We start from the raw sequence: 18,675 nt of genomic DNA, 5'->3' as shown, positions 1-18,675 counted from the left end.
CTCAGAAGTCTCCGTACAGGGATTCGCGCAGCAACTGCCGGAACGGCTCCAGCTTGTGCGAATGTGGCTGGAAGCCGAGGCCGATCCAACGGTCGATTTCCTTGCCGCTGCCATCGATCTGCACTTCGTGGCGGAACATCTCCTGGGTGGTGATCAAGTTGTCGCTGACGCCGGTGATTTCAGTGATGGATACCAGCACCCGGCGGCCGCTGCCCAGGCGCGAGATCTGCACGATGAAGTCGATGGCACTGGCGATCTGCCGGCGCAGGCTGTCTTCGCTGCCCTGGAAACCGGCGAAGCCGGCCAGCATCTCGATGCGGTACAGGCAGTCGCGCGGTGAATTGGCGTGGATGGTGGCCATCGATCCGTCATGGCCGGTGTTCATCGCCTGCAGCATCTCCAGCACCTCGGCGCCACGCACCTCGCCGACCACGATGCGGTCCGGGCGCATGCGCAGGCTGTTGCGCACCAGGTCGCGGATGCTGACCGCGCCCTGGCCTTCGGCGCCACCGATGCGGCTCTCCAGGCGCACCACATGCGGGTGGTTGAGCGAGAGCTCGGCGGTGTCTTCCACGGTGATGACGCGTTCGTTGGCCGGCACATAGCTGGCCAGCGCATTGAGCAGCGAGGTCTTGCCCGAGCTGGTGCCACCTGACACCAGGATGTTGCAGCGGCCCAGCACCATCGCCTTCAGCAGCGCCTGCATCGGCGCATCGAAGGTGCCCTTGGCCAGCAGTTCGTCGGGGGTGAACGGATCCTTGCGGAACTTGCGGATGGACACCATCGGCCCGTCCACCGCCAGTGGCGAGATGATCGCGTTGAGGCGGCCACCATTGGGCAGGCGTGCATCGACCATCGGATTGGAATCATCCAGGCGGCGGCCGAGCGGGGCGATGATGCGGCGCAGGATGCGCAGCAGATGGGTGTCATCAGTGAAGCGCTGAGGTGCGCGTTTGAGCTGCCCACCCTGGGAGACATGCACATCCTTGAAGCCATTGATCAGGATGTCTTCGATGGTGGGGTCATGCAGCAGGTCATCGAGCGGGCCGAACCCGGTCAGCTCCTTGACCAGGCCTTCGGCCACCACCTGCATTTCTTCTTCGTTGATGGGGATGCGCCATTCCTGGATGAAACTGACCGTCTGCACTTCCACCCAGCGGGCGATGGTGTCGGGGGCCCAGGAATCGATGTCGATGCGCTCGTCTTCGATGCTGTTGAGCAGATGCTCGTGCGCGGCCGACAGCACCTTCTGGTACTGCTCGGTCTGTGCGAACGGCAGGCTGCCCGGTGCATGCTCCGGCACCGTGCTGCGGGCGACAACGTGCGGGAACGGGGTCACTTTGTCTTCCATTGCGATCCACCCAGGGCAAGGGCAAGTCTTTCCCGCAGGCCGTGCGCCTGGACCGGGCAGGCAGCCGGATCCAGGCGTTGCACCAGCGGGGCGAGGGCACGCAGGTACGGGTCGCGCGGCGCATCCTGCAGCAGCAGATGGCCATGGCTGGCGGAGGCGCGTACCCGCGACCGCTCGGGCAGGGTGGCCAGCAGCGGCAGCTCGAAGCGGCGCGCGATCTGTTCGGGGCTCATGCCACTGTTGTCGTCGTGGCGGTTGATCACCAGCTGCAGTCGCTTCTCGCGGTCGCGCTGGCCGGAAAGGTGCTTCAGGGCGTGGTCCAGCGACACCAGGGTGGCGATCGATGCGTCGGCCACCAGCCAGATTTCATCGGCCTGGTCCAGCAGCAGCGGCGGCAGCTGCCGCAGCGGGCAGCCGCCGGCATCGCACAGTACGCTGGAGAACACGCCGCGCAGTCGTTGCAGCAGCGCACCAGGATCGGACGGCGGCAGTGCGTCGCTGCCGCTGGCACGGTCGAGCAGGACCAGTCCGCTGGTGTGCCGGGCCATCGCCGTGCGGGCCAGGGTGGCATCGATGCGGCTGGCATTGCGCAGCGCGTCTTCGTAGTGGAAGCGGCTGTCCAGGTTGAGGTACAGGGCGAGGTCGCCGGCCGGCTGCGCCAGCTCCATCAGCAGCCCGTCCTGCACGGCGGCATCGCCCTGGGCCAGGGTGCGGGTCTGCTGTGCGAGCACCGACAGGTGTGCGGCCAACGTGCTGGTGCCGACGCCGGCGCGCACGCCCAGCAGCACGATCAGGCGCGCCTTGTGCGCCTGCTGTGCGCTTGCGGCGGGGCGCGGTGACAAAGCGCGACGCAGGGCGGCTTCGATGCCGGTGTTGTCACTGTCCAGGTCCAGTACATCGCGCAGGCCGGCGCGCAGCGCCATCACCACGCCTTCCACCTGGCCGGCGCTGGTGGCGCCCACCGCCACCAGGGTCAATTCGGGTTGGGTCTGCTGCAGTTGCTGCGCCAGTACCGTCGATGCCGAGGCATGCTCCGGGCGGAAGTCCAGCAGTACCAGGTTCTGCGGGCCACGCTGCAGGTCCTGGGCCGAGGTCGGCTCGCTGCTGTCCTGCCAGTGCAGTGCCGTGGCCGGCGGCAGCTTGGCAGCCAGGCGTGGCAGCAGTTCACGGTCGATCCCGTACAGGACCAGGTTCATCGGTGGTCCTTGCGGGTGCAGCGGCAGGGCAGTGGCGTAGGGCATGGGCGTAGTACCGGAGACGTCATGCAGGTCAGCGCGAGAAACCGGGAACCGGATCGCGGCTGATCGGGCCAAGCAGCCACGCACCCCATTCGGGCATGTTCGGCTTGGCTTCGCGATCGCCGGGTAGCGGCAGTTCGGTATTGCGGGCAATCGGCTGTACCAACCGCGGAGTGACGATGATCACCAGTTCCTTGTCCTGGCGCTTGTAGTCGAAGTTGCGGAAGAACGTACCGATGATCGGCAGGTCGCCGAGCAGCGGAATCTTGTTGACCGTCGAGGCCACGGTGGAGCTGACCAGGCCGCCGATGACGAAACTCTCACCATCGCCTAGCTCGACGGTGGTGTCGGCGCGGCGGGTGGTGATCGAAGGGATCTGCACGCCGTTGAGCGCGATCGCATTGGTGTAGTCCAGGTCGCTGGCTTCCGGGGCAACCTTCAACGCAATGCGGTTCGGTGAGAGCACGGTGGGAGTAACGGTGAGGCCGATGCCGAAGGGCTTGTAGGTAACCGTGGTCGTGCCGAGCCCCTGCGGCTCCAGGATCGGCAGTTCGCCACCGGCCAGGAAGCTGGCGCTCTGCCCGGACAGCGCGACGAGAGTGGGCTCGGCCAGCACGCGCGCCATGCCGTTGGCCTGCAGCAGGTCGACATCGGCGTTCCACAGGCCCTTGGTCGAACCGAACACCAGCCTGAACGCCGAGGAGATCGGTGACTCGCTTTCGTTGCTCGACTCACCTTCCTTCATGCCAGGCAGGATGCCGGTGTTGCCTGGCAGCTGCCCGCCCGGCCGCGCGAATCCATAGGCGAAACCACCGTTGCGGTTCTGGAAGTTGATGCCGATCTGCTTCAGCGCGGTCTTGTTGAACTCGACCACCTTCACCTCGACCTGCACCACGCCGCCGCTGCTGATGGTGGAGGCATCGGCCAGGCTGCCGTCCTTGCCGAGCGCCATCACCGCGGTCTTCTGCTCCTGCATGTGCGCCAGCACGCTGTCGCTGCTTCCCTGCAGCAGCCCCTGCTGGTCCTGCTGGGTGAACACCAGTCCGCTGGAGCCGGCATCGGCGGCGCCCTGCACGGCACTCTGCACCCGCACCTGCACGCGCTGCGGTTCGCTCTGCTTGCGATGCCAGAGCAGCAGGGTGGTGGTGCCGGGGGCCTTGCCTACCAGCAGCGCCTGGCGTGCGCCGCGCAGCATCACGATGTCAGCTACGCCGGGGTCGGCGATGGCAACCCGTTCCAGGTCGGCCGGCAGCGTCCATGGCCGCTGTTCGCGGGTCTGCAGCAACAGATCGTCGGCAGCCACGCTCGCACCCGGTGCCAGCAGCACCAGCAGCAGGGCCAGCCAGCGCTGGCGGACAGTGGGGCGTAGGCGGTGGCGACGTTCAGTCATGTGCGCTCTCGGCAAGGGTCAAAGGGAGCCACGGGGGGCAGCAGTGTCGCCGCGGATGATTTCGATGCCCGCCGGTCGCGGCGTCGAGCGACGCTGCACCGGTGCACGCGCCGGCGTTTCGTGGACGCTGCGCTGCACGCTGCTGCCGCGGCCAGCCAGCGCATCGCCATCCAGGCCGGCGTAGGCGTTGTTCTCCGGTCGCTGCAGGGCCTGCTGCTGCTCGTTGTCCAGGCCGCGCACCGGGTCCAGCACGCCGCGCGCCTGTGGGAACAGCGCCACATCCGGCAGGCCGGTATCGGCGGGATTGCGCAGGGCGAGGAACAGCTTGCCCTGCTGCGCGCCGAGCAGCAGGCGGTTGGCGTCGGCCACCGGCACCGCCAGCACCGCGGTGCGCGCCGGCTGCGTGGCATCGCTACCGTTTGCGTTGCTGGGGGCGCTGCTGGAACCGCTGGTGATATCGGCTGCACGTGAGTCGTTGCCTGCCGTGGCCGGGGCCTGGCCCTGGCTGCTCGTCGGGGCTGCCGCGATGTCCTGCTGTCCGTAGCTGAGCACGCGCAGGCGTGACAGCAGCAACCGCGTCTGTGCGATGTCCTGCTGGCCGTTGTAGCTGGTAGCGGCGCTGCGCAGGTTGAGGAAGACGTCGACGAAATCACCGGGCAGGATGCGGTTGCCTGCCGCGACCAGCTCATCGACCGGCACCGCCAATGCCCGTTCACCCGGCCGCAGCTGCAGCGAGAAGCCCTGTGCCAGCAGGCTGGCAGCAATCGCGCTGCCTTCGCTGATGTCCTGCACCGGCACCTTGCCGACCACCGCTGCCAGGTCGGCAACGGCCCCCGGCACTTCCGCGGTGCGTTGTGTCAGCCGCACGCCATTGGCGCTGATCGGCTCGCCGGCGGGTAGCCGCGCGGTGGCTTCAACGACACTGAAGGTCTGCGCATCGGCCTTCACGATCGTGCTCGGGTTGTCCGCCGAGGCCGCAGGCTTCCGCCCGATCACGAAGGCGACCACGGCCAGCAGCACGGCGAGCGCGATCAGCGCGATGGCGGCGATGCGGGTCAACTTGAGCATGAAAATCGTCTCCTGTACCGATCGTCAGTTGCTGCCGAGGTCCAGCTGGGCGACCGCGACGCTGCGGATGGGGGCCTGCATCACCCAGCCATAGAGCGTGGCGGTGCCGGGCAGGAAGGGATGGGACGCATAGTCGTAGCTCACCGTCACGGTCATGCATTGCACCGTCGCCAGGCCGGCGCAGGGCGCCTGCGGCGAGACCACGATAGCGCCGGTGCCGCCGCCGCTGCAGTCCGGGTTCTGCCCGGAAAACTGCAACAGCCATTGCATGGAGCGGCGGGCCGCCAGGCAGGCGGCGGTGCGCCGCTCGCCGGCGTTGCCAAAGCGCAGCGAAGCACGCGCGCCCTCGGCCGAGGCCGTCGCCAGCGTCTGCTGCGCGGCCATGATCAGCACGCCGGAAAAGGTGAGCAGCAGCAGCGGCACCAGGCCGAGCAGCAGCATCAACGCGAATTCGATGCTGGCCACGCCGCGTTGGCGTTGGCGCGCGAACGCTTTCATGCGACGCCTCCATAGGTGGTTGCCAACACCCAGCCAATCGCCGCGAAGGCCAGGTAGGCTGCGTAGGGAATGCCCTGTCGCCCCTCGCGCGCGGCATGCAGTTCGCGCAGGGCAGCGTGGCCATTCAAGTGCGTGCTGGCGCGGTTTACCTGCATCTGCAGGCGCAGCGGCAGGTGACCGGCCAACTGCCGACCGGCCAGCACCAGCACGGCGTGGGCGCCTGCGGCCAGGCTGGCCAGCACCCACACCGGCAGCAATGCCTTCCAGCCCAGCAGCAGGCCGAGCACGGCGAAGAACTTCACATCGCCGGCGCCCATCCAGCGCACCGCATAGAACGGCAGCAATGCCAGCAGGCCAACGACTGCGCCCAGCAGGTGTGGCGCCCAGGCCGTGCGCGTTGCATTGAACTGGCCGGCGATGATCAGGGGCACGGCGATCGTGCACGCGGCCAGCAGCCAGGTGTTGGGCACGCGGCGGGCGTACAGATCGCTGATCGCAATCCGCAGGCACACTCCCATGGCCAGCAATCCCAGCAGTGTCATCGCACACCCTCGTTGTCCGTCACTGGACAGTTGCAGAACCCTTCATCGGCCACCGCGGCCGCCATCGAAGCGACCGCAGGTGCTGCACCCCGCTCGCTGGCTAGGTGGTGGTGGCGTCGGTGGCAATGGCCTGCAGGCGGGTGAACAACGTGGTGAAGAACGCGGTGATCTGGGTTCTGCCCACCACGATCAGGATGCCGGCGATCACGGCGGCCAGCAGCCCGTATTCGAGCGCGGTCACGCCATCTTCTTCTTTCAGGAACTTGCGGATCGATGCGTTCATGACGGTTGTCTCCCTCTACCTGTCAGTTGCTGCAGGACACCTGCATGGCCGGTGGCCCGGCTCCGCCGGGACCGTCCGTAGGCCCCCGCCATCCTGGCGGAGGAGGCACGGCGGGCAATCCCGCTGTGCTCAAGCAGGGTGATCATTCCCGGGCAGGGCAGCGGCCGCGCAACCACGACCACCCAGCTCCAGGCCGGTGGTCGAAACGGTATCTCGTACGTGCATGGTCATGCTGTCCCCCTGGGTGTGGCCGCTGTCTGCGTGCCCGATCACCGTGTATTCGACTTTGCCTGAATGGCGGTTCCCTGCAACCGGAACCTATATGCAAATTCGGCAGATTCGCTGGATGCCTGAATATTCCGGCGCGGATCTGTGACGTAAATCCGTTCCTGCGCAAAACGATTCATGGTCGTGCAGATAATGTGATGCCCATCCGCGCGCATGCGAAAACCATGCCATCGGCGCGCACATTTTCTTCACGCAGTTGATAATTCCGCAGCGTCGAAACATCCTGTTTACGACTGCCGATTATCGGGCATACTCGCATTCAAGGTTTTGCATTTTCAGGGAGGGACGCGCGTGCATCGCAGCGTCCATCTCGGCAACGGACGATGCTCTTGGAAACGGCGTGCGCCCTGTCAGGCAGTGGGGGCGGGGTCGTGCGGCAGGCCAAACGGGGGACGACACTGTCATGGTCGATGGTGGGGTGGAAGACAACGACGACGGCGATCTCAGGTCAATCGACCTGGCCACGCTGAGCGGCGTGCTCCGCGTGTGCGATGTGGAACTGTTGCTGCTGGATGGCAATGGTCCGCGCGCGGCATTTGCTTCGCGCGTTCACGAGGAAGCCCTGTTCTGCAGCATCACCTGTGGCTTCCACTGCCGCGGCCGTTTCATGCTGCCGCCGGACTGGGCAATGCTCGGCTACCTGCACACCACCGATGATGCATTGAGCTGGTGCCATGGCGTGCCGCTGACGCCGGGCATGGCCTTGACCGTGATGCCCGAAGGCATCAGTGAATTCACTCTCAGCCCTGGTACCCAGATGACGCTGATGCTGGTGCCGGTCGCGCGCGTGCAGCGCAAGTTGACCGAGCTGAGCCTGCGCAGCACGCCACCGGCGGGGCAGGCGCTTTCACTGTTCAACCTTGGCGATGATGCGATGCCGCTGGTACGCCATTACCAGCAACTGCACGCGCAGCTGGGGCAGGGGGGTGGGCTGCAGCCGGAAGAAACCGAGCGCCTGCTGCACGAGCATGTCCAGGCGCTGCTCGGTGCCGGCCCAGCCGATCGGCCCAGTTGCAGCCGCGCTCGCCGCACGCATTACCTGATCGCGCAGCGGGCGGAGAACTTCATGCGCCTCAATCTTCGCCGCAATATCTACATGAATGAAATCTGCGACGCCGCCGGCGTCAGCGAGCGTGGCCTGCGCTATGCGTTTGAGGATCTGTTCGGCACCTCGCCCAATCGCTACCTGTCGATGCTGCGGCTGTGCGCGGCCTGCCGCAGCCTGTCGATGGCCGATTCCAACCGGCGCTCGGTCAAGGCCATCGCCCTCAGTTGCGGGCTGTGGGATCTTTCCCGCTTTGCCGACAACTACCGGAAAGTGTTCGGCGAACTGCCGCGTGACACGTTGATGCGCGCGCCGGCACAGCTCGGCCAGCCAGCCTGAGGGGTATCGGCCGGGCTGCCGCCCGGCACCCGCAGAGGCCAAAGCCAAAGCCAAAGCCAAAGCAACAGCCGGCTCTGGGTTTTCCGTGGGTTGGCGGGGCGGTGTGGGCTTGCAGGACACGCCGTAAACCCGTCCATGGGGGCTCGCTGGCGCCATCCATGGCGCCAACGGTCCTGCAAGCCCACACCGCCCCACCCCTGAGAGTTTCCCGAGGGCGGTGGGATTGGGCGTCATGCATTCACCCTTAGCGTAGTGAAATTTCGATTTTCAGTGATTATTTCGATCTAAATCGAAATTGATGATCCGACTTTCCCTCGCCCGGGCCTGGCCCGGCGCTACATCTAAAGCGCGCGGGAAACTGTCGAAGGCGGGGTGGGTCCGGTTGCGGGGGTGTCCGCGGCATGGATGCCGCGGCCAAGCCCCCAAGGATGGGTTTACGGCGTCCCCCGCAACCGGACCCACCCCGCCATCCCGCAGGAAACCCGCTTTTGCTTTCGGCTGTTGCCGTTGCCGTTGCCTCTGCGGGTGCCGGGCGGCAGCCCGGCCAGCCCTCCCTGCCGGATTTGCATATGTGGCTGCCGAATCCGGCCGTGGATTTGCCGGAATGCGCGATTGCCCTGCCGGAATGAAGTGCTCAGCCCTCGCTGAAAGGCGCGAAATGTCAGTCACCTGCCTAACGGCAAGTCCACTGACATTCAAGTTGTCCGCCTACGGGGGAAATGCTCATGAACCGCATCTACCGGCGTGTATGGAACCGCCAGCTCAATGCTCTGGTTGTGGCCTCGGAACTGGCCACCGGCGATAGCGGTGGTACCGCACCGCGCGACCGTCGTGCCAGCCTTCTGGTGCCCAGCACCCTGGCCATGGCACTGCTGTGCGTGCTGGCCAGCGGACCTGCGGCGGCGACAGAGGCCAATCAATCGCTGCGCGACCTGCAGGCGCTGGCGGCCAAGTACACCCAGCCGATGCCGGTGAAGGTGGACGCCGAAGTGGCGCTGGCCGCGGCTGCACGACAGGCCCAGGCGAACCCGGCGATCAGTGCCAACGCACGCGTCGGCCTGCAGCTGAGCACAACGTCATTGCCGGTCGTGCGCGACGTGCTGCCGGCCACCGTGCAGGTCAAGCTGGCGGCCGTCGCCGCGCCGCGCCAGGTGCCTGCACCGGTGCTGGGCGCCGACGTGCGCGCCAACATCGGTGTTGGCACTGCAGCCGCTACCCGTGTCGATGCCGCGCTTGCGGCGAACGTCGCACCGGCCGCACAGGCGCCGTTGGGTCTGGCCGCCAACGCGGCAGCAAAGGCCGATGTCGGCATCGCCGGCAAGCCGGTTGCCAGCATTGACGCCGGCACCCAGGTTGCCGCGGCAGCGGGTGTAACGCCGTCCGGCTTGAAGGCGGCCGTGGATGGCAAGGTCGATTCGCAGCTGGTCGTGGCCGGCAATCACATCGAAGGCCAAGGCCAGATCGGTGCCACCGCAGCGGTCACGCTGCCTGCCAAGGAAGAGCTGCCGGGTGACACCGATGACCGCGCGATCACCGCAGCGTTCGATACCGGCGTGGCAGGCAAGGTACGGGTGCAGGGCAAGGACGGCGAGGAAATCGTCGCCGATCGCAATCTCAAGCTGGCCGGCACCGCAACCGTCGCCGCGCAGAACAGCGCGCTTGGCCTGGGCGGCCTGCTCAACGGCGTCGGCACTGCGCTCAACGGCGTTGGCAGCGCGGTCGGCAGCCTGCTCAATGGTGACCTCAACGGCACCGTCGGCAACCTGACCGGCGCCGTCGGTGGCCTGGTCGGCAATACCCTGGGCAGCCTCGGCCTGACCTCGCCGTCGGCCATTCCGCCGACCAGCCCGAAGGCGCCCGCCGCTGCCGACCCGAACGCGGGCCTGGTGATCGGTACCGGTGGCCTGGTGGGCGGTGTCACCGAACTGCTCGGCCCGACCACCGCCAGCCTGTTCGGCGGCACCGGTTACCTGTCCAACGGCAACCTCAAGCTCAGCACCGCCAACGTCATGCAGACCTATTCCACGGTCAACGTGCTCGGCCTGCCGGTGGTCAATGCAACGCCGGTCGGCACCACGCTCAACGGACTGGGTGGCGCGGTCACCGGTGGCAGCTCGCACCTGACCCTGATCGGTGGCGTCACCTCCGACAGCTACATCTACAACATCAACAACGGCAATCCCGGTGGCCTGCTCGGCCTGCTGCTGCCGACGGACTCGCCGGCCTGGGCGGCCAAGTGCCTGGACATCGCGCTGGCGGACATCTCCTGCTGGGCGGTCAACGCAGCGCAGGACTACCAGGTGCTGATGGGCGATGGCGCCTATGCCAACGGCTCCAAGGAAGTGGTGATCGGTGCCAACGCCCGCCATGAGCTGCCCAAGGTCGATGCCAACGTCGCCTTCCCGGGCGCGGGCGCCAATGATCCGAGCGATCCGACCGGCGTTCCCACCGCCGACTATGCAGCACGCATGGGGCACTCGGTGGTGGTCGGCGACAGTGCCAGCGGCACTGCCAACGGGCAGACCCTGCTCGGCGCAGAGAGCACCTCCAACCAGGCCAACTCGGTGGCGCTGGGCTATCGCTCGGCCGCACTGCGCGGCGCGCAGGCCAGCTACAGCGCTTACGGCCTGACCACCGCACAGGTGTCGGCGGGCGAGGTGTCGGTGGGCACCGCAGGCGGTGGCGAGCGGCAGATCACCAACCTGGCGGCCGGCAGCGCCAACACCGATGCAGTCAACGTGGCCCAGCTGAAGGGTGCGATCAGCCAGATCGACGCGGTCGGCGCGGCGGCGGTCACCTATGACCTGGATGGTGCAGGCGACCCCGACTATCGCCGTGTCACCCTCGGCAATGGCACCGGCACCACCACCATCGGCAACCTGGCCGCCGGCGCGGTCAACGCCACCAGCAGCGAGGCGGTCAATGGTGCGCAGCTGTTCGCCAGCAACGACACGATGGCAAAGTTCTTCGGCGGACGCGCAGCGTTCGATCCGCTCACCAGCACTTTCACCGCACCGCTGTTCGAGATCAGCACCATCTCCACCGGTGGCGCCGTGGCCCCGGGGCTGTATGACAACGTCACCGACGCCTTCGATGCGGTGGATGGTTCGCTGGTCAACCTCAACACCCAGATCAATGACATCCGCAACACCGGCACCCGGTACCTGCGGGTGAACTCGACCGGTGCCGACGCCGTGGCCAGCGGCGCCGAAGCAATCGCCGTTGGTGCCGGTGCCAGCGCAACCGCCGCCAACAGCATCGCGGTCGGTGCCGGCAGCCTGGCCGACCGTGCCAACAGCGTGTCGATCGGTGCCGCGGGCGCCGAACGCCAGGTCACCAACGTCGCCGCCGGCACCGCCAGCACCGATGCGGTCAACCTGGGTCAGTTGCAGGCTTCAGAAGAGGGCGCGCTGCGCTACGACCTCAACGGCGACGGCAGCGTCAACTACGCAAGTGCGACGCTCGGCCAGTCCGGCACCGCCACCACGCTGCGCAACCTCGGCCCGGGCCAGATCAGCGCGGCCAGCAGTGAAGCAATCAACGGTGCGCAGTTGTTCGCGGCCAACCAGACGGTGGCCACCCACCTCGGCGGCGGCGCTGCAGTGGATGCCAATGGCGTGGTCACCGCGCCGACCTACACGCTCAACAACGTCGCCGCCAATGGCACGGTCAGCCAGGGCAGTTACAACGACGTCGGCACGGCCTTTGATGCGGTCAGCAATTCGCTGGCCAATGTGGCCGAGCAGACCGATGACCTGGACGCACGCGCCGTGAAGTACGACGTGGACGGGAGTGGCAACGTGGTCGATACCGTGACCCTCAGCGGTACCGGCGGTGCACCGGTGAAAGTCACCAACGTGGCCGCCGGCAGCATCCTGGCGGGCAGCAGCGATGCCATCACCGGCGACCAGCTGTTCAGCACGCACCAGACGGTGGCCAGCTACTTCGGTGGCAGCACCGTGTACAACGGCAGCACCGGGCTGTGGACCGCGCCGACCTTCAACATCTCCACCATCGCCACCGATGGCACCATCACCGGCAACGACTACAGCAACGTCACCGCTGCATTCTCTGCAGTGGACGGCTCGCTGCGGGTGCTCAACCAGCGCATCAGCAGCGGCGGCGGCAGCCCGTACCTGGCGGTCAACTCCACGGCTGCCGCAGCCACGGCCACCGGTGCCGAAGCACTGGCGGTCGGCCCGCAGGCCAGCGCAGCCGGTGCGGGCAGCGTAGCGGTCGGCAACGGTGCCAATGCCAGCGCGGGCAACAGTGTTGCGCTGGGTGCCGGTTCGGTGGCCAGCGTCGGTGCGCAGACCGGCTATACCGGTGCCTATGGCCAGGCCGGCGCCAGCAACTCGTCCGGTGAGGTGGCGGTGGGCAGCAGTGGCAGCGAGCGCAAGATCACCCACGTGGCCGATGGCTCCGACGACCACGATGCGACCAACGTCGGCCAGCTGAAGAACGGCGTGAACTACGCCATCGACCAGTCCAAGGCCTACACCGACCAGAAGATCCAGAACATCACCAACGTTGCCGGCAGCTTCCGCGCCAACAACAGCAACAACCTGGCCGATCCGGCCGCCACCGGCGCCAACTCCGCCGCGGGCGGTGCCGGCTCCACTGCGGCCGGGGCCAACTCGACCGCATTGGGCAACGGCTCGCAGGCGCAGGCAGACAACTCGGTGGCGCTGGGTGCGGGCTCGGTCGCCAACCGCGCCAATACGGTGTCGGTGGGTGCAGCCGGTGCCGAACGCCAGGTGGTCAACGTGGCCGATGGTTCGCAGGCGACCGATGCGGTCAACGTGCGCCAGTTGCAGGCTTCGCAGCAGGGCACGATCCGCTATGACACCACCACCAACGGCACCACCAACTACAACAGCGTGACCCTGGGCAGCACCAGCAGCGGCCCAACCACGGTGCGCAACGTCGCTGCCGGCACCGCCGGTACCGACGCGGTCAACGTCGATCAGCTGAAGTCGGGCATGGCGCAGACCCTGGACTGGTCCAAGGCCTACACCGATGAGCGCATGGGCGGCTTCGAACGCGACCTGCGCAAGACCGACAACCGCGCTTCGGCCGGTATCGCCTCGGCGATGGCAACCGCATCGCTGCCGCAGCCCAGCGAGGCTGGCCGCAACATGGCCTCGATCGCCGCCGGCAGCTACAACGGCGAATCCGGCGTGGCCCTGGGCATCTCCGGTGTCTCCGAGGGCGGTCGCTGGATCTACAAGTTCAGTGGTTCCACCAACAGCCGCGGCGAGGCCGGTGTGGCCGTCGGTGCCGGCATCCAGTGGTGATCGCCTGCGCCGGGTCGCATTCGCGGCCCGGCGCAGCGGGCAACGTCTACAGGGGGAATGACATGAAACCGCATCGCATCGCTCGCAGTGGCCGCGTCGCCGCCACGCTGGGCCTGATCCTGGCCGCGGGGTTGCTGGTTGCCTGCCGCAGCCACGCACCGGCCGCCGACGGCCCCGCCGACAGCACCGCCGTCACCTTCCCGGAGGCCAGCAAGGCATCGCTGAAGGAAGGCATCTATCCGGATATCGCCGACCTGCGCCGGTTCGCACCGGGCATGAGCAAGCGCCAGCTGTACACGTTGCTCGGCACCCCGCACTTCAACGAAGGCATGTGGGGCGTGCGCGAGTGGAACTACCTGTTCAACTTCCGCACCGCACAGGGCGCAGAGTACTTCACCTGCCAGTTCCAGGTGCGCTTCGACAACAAGGGCATCGCCCAGGGCGGCTACTGGAAGCCTGAATCGTGCGCAGCGGTCCTCGACCCGCCGCGTCCGCCGCCACCGCCGGCGCCGGCGCCCTTGCCGGAGCAGCCGCTGCGGCTGGCTGCCGATGCACTGTTCGGCTTTGACAGTGCCGTACTCAGTGCCAGCGGCCAGCAGGCCGTGCAGGGTGTACTGGCGCAGGTGCGTGAGGCCAGCCAGGTGCAGTCGATCCAGGTGGTCGGCTACACCGACCGCATCGGCAGCGCTGCCTACAACCAGACGCTGTCGCAGCGACGTGCCGAGGCGGTGCGCACGGCGCTGGTACAGGGCGGCGTATCCGCGGCGAGCATCAGCGCTGAAGGGCGGGGTGCGGCCGAACCGCTGGTGCAGTGCGACCAGCGCAACCGGCGCGAGCTGATCGCCTGCCTGGCGCCCAATCGCCGGGTGCAGATCGCGGGCGTGGCCCGGTCGCACTGAATCCCCGCGCCGGGGCGTGCCCCGGCATCCCGAGTCCCCCCTGTTCTGCCGGCAGGACGTGGAAACGTCTCCCCCGTTTTCCACGCCTGCCGGTGGGCAGGTTTCTTCCCTGGTGCACCTGATGAATGCCCAATTCCTGCCCTTGTCCATGAAGACGGAAGCCACTCTCAGCGTGTACGGCCAGCTCGGCAACCATGCGGTCGTGCGCATTCCCGGGCGCCGGCTGCCGGGCCTCATCCTGCAGGCCGACACCGTTGCCGGCTTCCTCACCCAGCTGCAGGAAGCACAGGCGTGCCTGCGCAGCGGCCGCGCGCAGCGTGCCGACGCCGAGCTGGACATGCTGGTCGACATGCTCGAGCAGTGGTACGCGCTCATCGAATCGCGCCTGGCCGATGCCGGCGAGGCCTTGTAGAGAAGCAGGGGACGGAGGGGATCAAGTCGTTTCCCGCACAACCGGGGCATGAACGACTTGATCCCCTCCGTCCCCTTTTCTGTTGCTATGCGCGGGCGCGGATCATCCAGCAGGCGGTTTCCACCCGCACACGGTCACCGTCGATGAACGGTGCGAACGCGGTCAGCGCCTGCTGCAGCAGCGCTTCGGCGCGTGCGGCCGGCAACGCACGCAGGGCCAGGCCCACAGGTCCGAGCTGGCCGACGTAGCTGGCCAGCGCATCACGGCTGAGGAAGCAGGTCAGGTCCAGCGGCGCGATGTCCACGTCCTGCCATCCGGCACGCTGCAGCAGCCGGCGCACCCGTTCGCCATCGGCGAAAGCGAACTGCCCCGGTGCACCGGGTACCCGCGCCGGCAGCACCAGCTGGTCTGCAAGGGCGCGCTCGGCGGTGGTCATGAACGGATTCTCCTGCGCGCTGCGCCAGGCGATGCAGCGCAGGCCCGCGCCCGTTCGGGCGGCACGGTGCAGGTTGGCGAAGGCGGCCTGCGTGTCCTCGAAGAACATCACCCCGAAGCGCGACTGGATCCAATCGTAGTGCGCCGTTGCGAAGGGATGGCGCTGGGCATCGGCAACGATGAAGTCGATCCTGCGCCCGATCGCGGCGGCGCGCTGGCGGGCCAGGCCAAGCATCGGTGCGGAGATGTCCACGCCCGTGCAATGGGCGTCAGCGCGTGCTGCGGCGGCGCTCAGCGTACTGGCGCCGGTGCCGCAGCCCACGTCCAGCAGTTCCGTGACGGTAACCGGCAGCTCGTCGCGCAGGGCATCGGCCATCGGTTGGAACAGGCCGTCCAGCAGGGTCTGCTGCGCGACCCAGTTCTCGCCGGCGGCGCCGTTCCAGAGCGTGTTCTGATCGAGCGGGAGTGAATCGTCCATGGGCTTGCCTTGCGCGGGGAGTGCGACCATGGTGGCGCTTGAAGCCCACTTGAGGTCAAGCACGATGCAGGAACTGGATATCGGTGAGGTGGTCCGCCGCAGTGGCGTGCCGGCCTCGACGCTGCGCTACTACGAGCAGCTCGGCCTGTTGCAGGTGCTGGGGCGTCGCGGCCTGCGCCGGCAGTACCACGAACAGGTGCTGGAACGGCTGGCACTGATCGGCCTGGGGCAATCGGCAGGCCTGTCGCTGCAGCAGATCGGCGCAGCGATGCCGCAGGGGGCAGGGCTTGCACTGGATCGCACGGCATTGCTGGCCCGGGCCGATGCGCTGCAGCAGCAGATCCGCAGATTGCAGCGGGCGCAGGATCGGCTGCGGCGGGCTGCCGCCTGTCCACACGCCGAGGATGCTCGGCGCTGCGCCTCGTTCCGCAGGTTGCTGCGAGCGCAGCAGCGCGTAGCGCGCGGATGAACTGCCGACACCCGCTCAATCGCGGGTGCTGACTTCCCAGGTGGCATGCAGCACGCCCGGCACCTGTTCCATCCGCGCCAGCACCACGTCCAGTTCGTCGGCGCTGACCGCTGTGCTGACCAGCACTGCGATCACATCAGTGGGCGCATCGGCGTGCTCCACCAGTTGCACGTCGCCAACGGGGTACTGCGCGGCTTCCAGCGCATCGACCAGGCGCTCGCGCACGCGCGGCACCGCGTCGGCATCCACGCTCAGGCGCACTTCGTAGGTCGCTTCGCTGGCGGCTTCGTTGATCGGGATGCGGTTGATCGCGTTCACCACTGGCCGCAGCAGGGTATTGCCGGCGATGATCAGTACGGTCAGCAGCACGCCTTCGGCCAGCATGTCCGCGCCGGTGCAGCTGCCCACGGCAGCCGAGCACCACAGTGTCGCGGCGGTGTTCAGGCCGCGCACGTTCATGCCTTCCTTCATGATCACGCCGGCGCCGAGGAAGCCGACGCCCGAGACGACGTAGGAGATGACCCGCACGGCCTCGGCGCTGCCGGCGATGCGCATGCCCAGGTCAACGAAGGCGGCAGCGCCGACAGCCACCAGCACGTTGGTGCGCAGGCCAGCGGTGCGTTGCCGGTACTGGCGTTCGGCGCCGATCAGGGTGCCGAGCACGAACGCCGCCAGCAGGCTGACCACGGTGTCGGCGAAGGGGCCGGGCTGGAAGGTTTCAATGAAGCGCATGGCCGCAGTCTACCTCCCGCAGGTGACAGTAGAACCACGCCACGCGTGGAGGGGGCAGGGGGCAGGGGGCATCATCCACGCATGGCGTGGATCTACTCGTCGACGCGCTCGCCCATCATTTCGCGCTGGCGCTTGTCCAGTTCCTCCGCATAGCGCTTGCGCACGAATGCTTCAGACACCACGCCCAGCACCTGGCCATCGTCGGCCACCACCGCCAGCTCGTCGGCCTGGGTCTGGTCGAACCGCTGCATCACGGTCACCACGTCGGCGCTGGCGGCGAGTGCCACGTCGCGGTTCTCGGCGAACGTACCTACGACGTCCTCGGGCTTCACGCCGTCGCCGAACAGGCGCGGAATCTGCACGATGCCAGCGTAGTGGCCTTCACTGTCGATCAGGATCACCCGGCTGCCCGAGCCCAGCGGGAAGCGCTGGCGGAAGGCGGCGGCATCGAGGTCGGCCGGGGCGGTGGCCACACCCTTGCGCATCATCCGCCCGGCATTGAGGTTGTGCACCCAGCCGATGTCACGCGCGCTCTTGATGGTTTCCCCGCGCAGGTGCATGCGCCAGGTCGAGAAGGAATAGCCGAACCACTGCCGCACCAGGGTGCTGGACACCAGCACGGCGCTCATCACCACGCTGGTCAGCAGGAAGTCGTGGGTGCCTTCCAGCACCAGCATGGCCATGGTCATCGGCGCGCCAACCACCGCCGCGGCCAGTGCAGCCATGCCTGCCAGCGCTGCCGACGTGGCGTCGACCACCGGAACGCCGGTGGCCATCGCCAGCAGCCCGGCAAACAGCGTGCCGACCAGGGTGCCCATGAACAGCGAGGCGAAGAACAGGCCGCCGCGGAAACCGAAGCCCAGCGAAATGCCGGAGGCCAGGCATTTCAGCGTCAGCAGCCCGCCGATCCAGATCAGCGGCAGATGGGTGGTCAGGTCCAGGTGCAGCGCTCCGTGGCCGGACGACAGTACCTGCGGGCTGGCCAGTGCCAGCGGAATCAGCAGCAGGCCGCCCACCACCGGGCGCCCCCACAACGGCAGCGGGCTGCGCTTGACCGTACCTTCGATGGAGGCGATCAGGCGCATCACCACGATGCCGACCATCGCACAGCAGCAGCCGAGCAGGCCGTAGATCGCATAGTCGGCTGCGCGCACGTCGATGGTCGATGCCGCCGGCAGCAGATAGGCGTCCACGCCGGCCTGGTCGGCAACGAAGGCACCGGCCAGCGCGGCCACTGCAACCGGCGCCAGTGCCGCCGGCGTATAGGCACCGATGACGATCTCGAAGGCGTAGAACGCCCCGGCCAGCGGTGCGCCGAAGGCCGCGGCGATCGCACCGGCCGCGCCAGCACCGACCAGGATGCGCACGTCGTTGCGGCGCAGGCGCATCACCCGCCCCAGTTGCGAACCGCTGCCGGCGCCCATCTGCGTATACGACGCCTCCAGTCCGACCGAAGCACCGCAGCCATTGGAGACCAGGGTCTGGGTCAACACGATCAGGTTGTCGCGCATCGACATGCGGCCGCCATGCAGTGCATTGGCTTCCACGGCATCCAGCAGGGGGCGTTTCAGGCGCGTGGCAGCCAGGCTGACCAGGCCCACCACCAGGCCACCCAGCGGCAGCACCAGCAGGGCAGTCCAGGTCAAAGCGGGCAGCGAGCTCAGGCGCATGCCCTCGTCCAGCCCATACAACGCCGTCTGCAGGGTGCGTGCCAGCCCAGCCTGCAACAGGGTCAGGCCGCCGGCGATCAGCCCGACCACCAGCGCCAGGGCGATGAACCACAGGTCGCTGCCGCGCAGGCGCAGGCGCAGGCCCTGGAAGGCCAGATGCAGGCGCGATGGCGAAGCAGTGGAGGACATGGTGGCGGCATGATACGCCGCCACCGTGAGCGCTACCGTCACCGCATCAGGC

15 protein-coding genes are annotated in these 18,675 nt (G+C 67.7%); 5 read left to right on the top strand and 10 right to left on the bottom strand.

Going from position 1 to position 18,675, the window contains the following annotated elements:
- Position 1: 1 nt before the first annotated feature.
- The 7 genes from CLM74_RS12715 to CLM74_RS12685 form a co-directional block, all read right to left on the bottom strand.
- A complete protein-coding gene (locus CLM74_RS12715) occupies positions 2-1,351 on the bottom strand; it encodes a CpaF family protein (RefSeq protein ID WP_025878541.1) in 1,350 nt (449 codons plus the stop codon).
- The gene (locus tag CLM74_RS12710) at positions 1,336-2,592 is read right to left on the bottom strand and encodes a fimbrial protein (protein WP_033831342.1); all 1,257 of its coding nucleotides are present in this window, start codon (positions 2,590-2,592) and stop codon (positions 1,336-1,338) included. The genes CLM74_RS12715 and CLM74_RS12710 overlap by 16 nt, the downstream gene beginning before the upstream one ends.
- Before the next feature lie 28 nt (positions 2,593-2,620).
- Positions 2,621-3,979: a type II and III secretion system protein family protein gene (locus CLM74_RS12705; RefSeq protein WP_025878543.1), complete on the bottom strand. Its 1,359-nt coding sequence runs from the start codon at positions 3,977-3,979 to the stop codon at positions 2,621-2,623.
- 18 nt (positions 3,980-3,997) lie between these two features.
- On the bottom strand, positions 3,998-5,047 hold the full coding sequence (cpaB, locus tag CLM74_RS12700) for a Flp pilus assembly protein CpaB (RefSeq protein WP_025878544.1): 1,050 nt from the start codon (positions 5,045-5,047) through the stop codon (positions 3,998-4,000).
- A gap of 24 nt (positions 5,048-5,071) precedes the next feature.
- Positions 5,072-5,545, bottom strand: coding sequence for a TadE/TadG family type IV pilus assembly protein (locus CLM74_RS12695; RefSeq protein ID WP_025878545.1), 474 nt, complete (start codon positions 5,543-5,545; stop codon positions 5,072-5,074).
- Entirely contained in the window at positions 5,542-6,087 is a 546-nt protein-coding gene (locus CLM74_RS12690) for an A24 family peptidase (protein ID WP_033831339.1), read from the bottom strand. Before CLM74_RS12690 ends, CLM74_RS12695 begins: the two co-directional genes overlap by 4 nt.
- 100 nt (positions 6,088-6,187) lie before the next feature.
- The gene (locus CLM74_RS12685; protein ID WP_025878547.1) at positions 6,188-6,370 is read right to left on the bottom strand and encodes a Flp family type IVb pilin; all 183 of its coding nucleotides are present in this window, start codon (positions 6,368-6,370) and stop codon (positions 6,188-6,190) included.
- A gap of 691 nt (positions 6,371-7,061) precedes the next feature.
- Between CLM74_RS12685 and CLM74_RS12680 the strand changes: the two genes are divergently transcribed.
- The 4 genes from CLM74_RS12680 (at position 7,062) to CLM74_RS12665 (ending at position 14,650) form a co-directional block, all read left to right on the top strand.
- Complete coding sequence (locus tag CLM74_RS12680) at positions 7,062-8,042, top strand: helix-turn-helix domain-containing protein (protein ID WP_025878548.1); 981 nt, start codon at positions 7,062-7,064, stop codon at positions 8,040-8,042.
- 725 nt (positions 8,043-8,767) lie between these two features.
- Entirely contained in the window at positions 8,768-13,339 is a 4,572-nt protein-coding gene (locus CLM74_RS12675) for a YadA-like family protein (protein ID WP_105164241.1), read from the top strand.
- 62 nt (positions 13,340-13,401) lie between these two features.
- Entirely contained in the window at positions 13,402-14,238 is an 837-nt protein-coding gene (locus CLM74_RS12670; RefSeq protein ID WP_033831336.1) for an OmpA family protein, read from the top strand.
- A gap of 121 nt (positions 14,239-14,359) precedes the next feature.
- A complete protein-coding gene (locus CLM74_RS12665) occupies positions 14,360-14,650 on the top strand; it encodes a hypothetical protein (RefSeq protein WP_170929478.1) in 291 nt (96 codons plus the stop codon).
- Between the two features lie 85 nt (positions 14,651-14,735).
- Here the strand turns inward: CLM74_RS12665 and CLM74_RS12660 are convergent, their stop codons facing one another.
- Positions 14,736-15,563: a class I SAM-dependent methyltransferase gene (locus tag CLM74_RS12660; RefSeq protein WP_105164240.1), complete on the bottom strand. Its 828-nt coding sequence runs from the start codon at positions 15,561-15,563 to the stop codon at positions 14,736-14,738.
- A 64-nt stretch (positions 15,564-15,627) separates the two neighbouring features.
- Here CLM74_RS12660 and CLM74_RS12655 point away from each other — a divergent pair, with 64 nt between their 5' ends.
- Positions 15,628-16,032, top strand: coding sequence for a MerR family transcriptional regulator (locus CLM74_RS12655; RefSeq protein ID WP_025878553.1), 405 nt, complete (start codon positions 15,628-15,630; stop codon positions 16,030-16,032).
- Positions 16,033-16,047: 15 nt separating this feature from the next.
- Here the strand turns inward: CLM74_RS12655 and CLM74_RS12650 are convergent, their stop codons facing one another.
- Entirely contained in the window at positions 16,048-16,764 is a 717-nt protein-coding gene (locus CLM74_RS12650) for an MgtC/SapB family protein (RefSeq protein ID WP_105164239.1), read from the bottom strand.
- A gap of 92 nt (positions 16,765-16,856) precedes the next feature.
- On the bottom strand, positions 16,857-18,623 hold the full coding sequence (locus CLM74_RS12645; protein ID WP_051562466.1) for a chloride channel protein: 1,767 nt from the start codon (positions 18,621-18,623) through the stop codon (positions 16,857-16,859).
- Between the last annotated feature and the right edge of the window lie 52 nt (positions 18,624-18,675).

Origin of the sequence: Stenotrophomonas sp. MYb57 (genome assembly GCF_002966815.1) — a bacterium.
Classification (GTDB): Bacteria; Pseudomonadota; Gammaproteobacteria; order Xanthomonadales; family Xanthomonadaceae; genus Stenotrophomonas; species Stenotrophomonas indicatrix.
The sequence above is the reverse complement of the archived record's forward strand: the minus strand, read 5'-3'. Positions and strand labels throughout refer to the sequence as shown.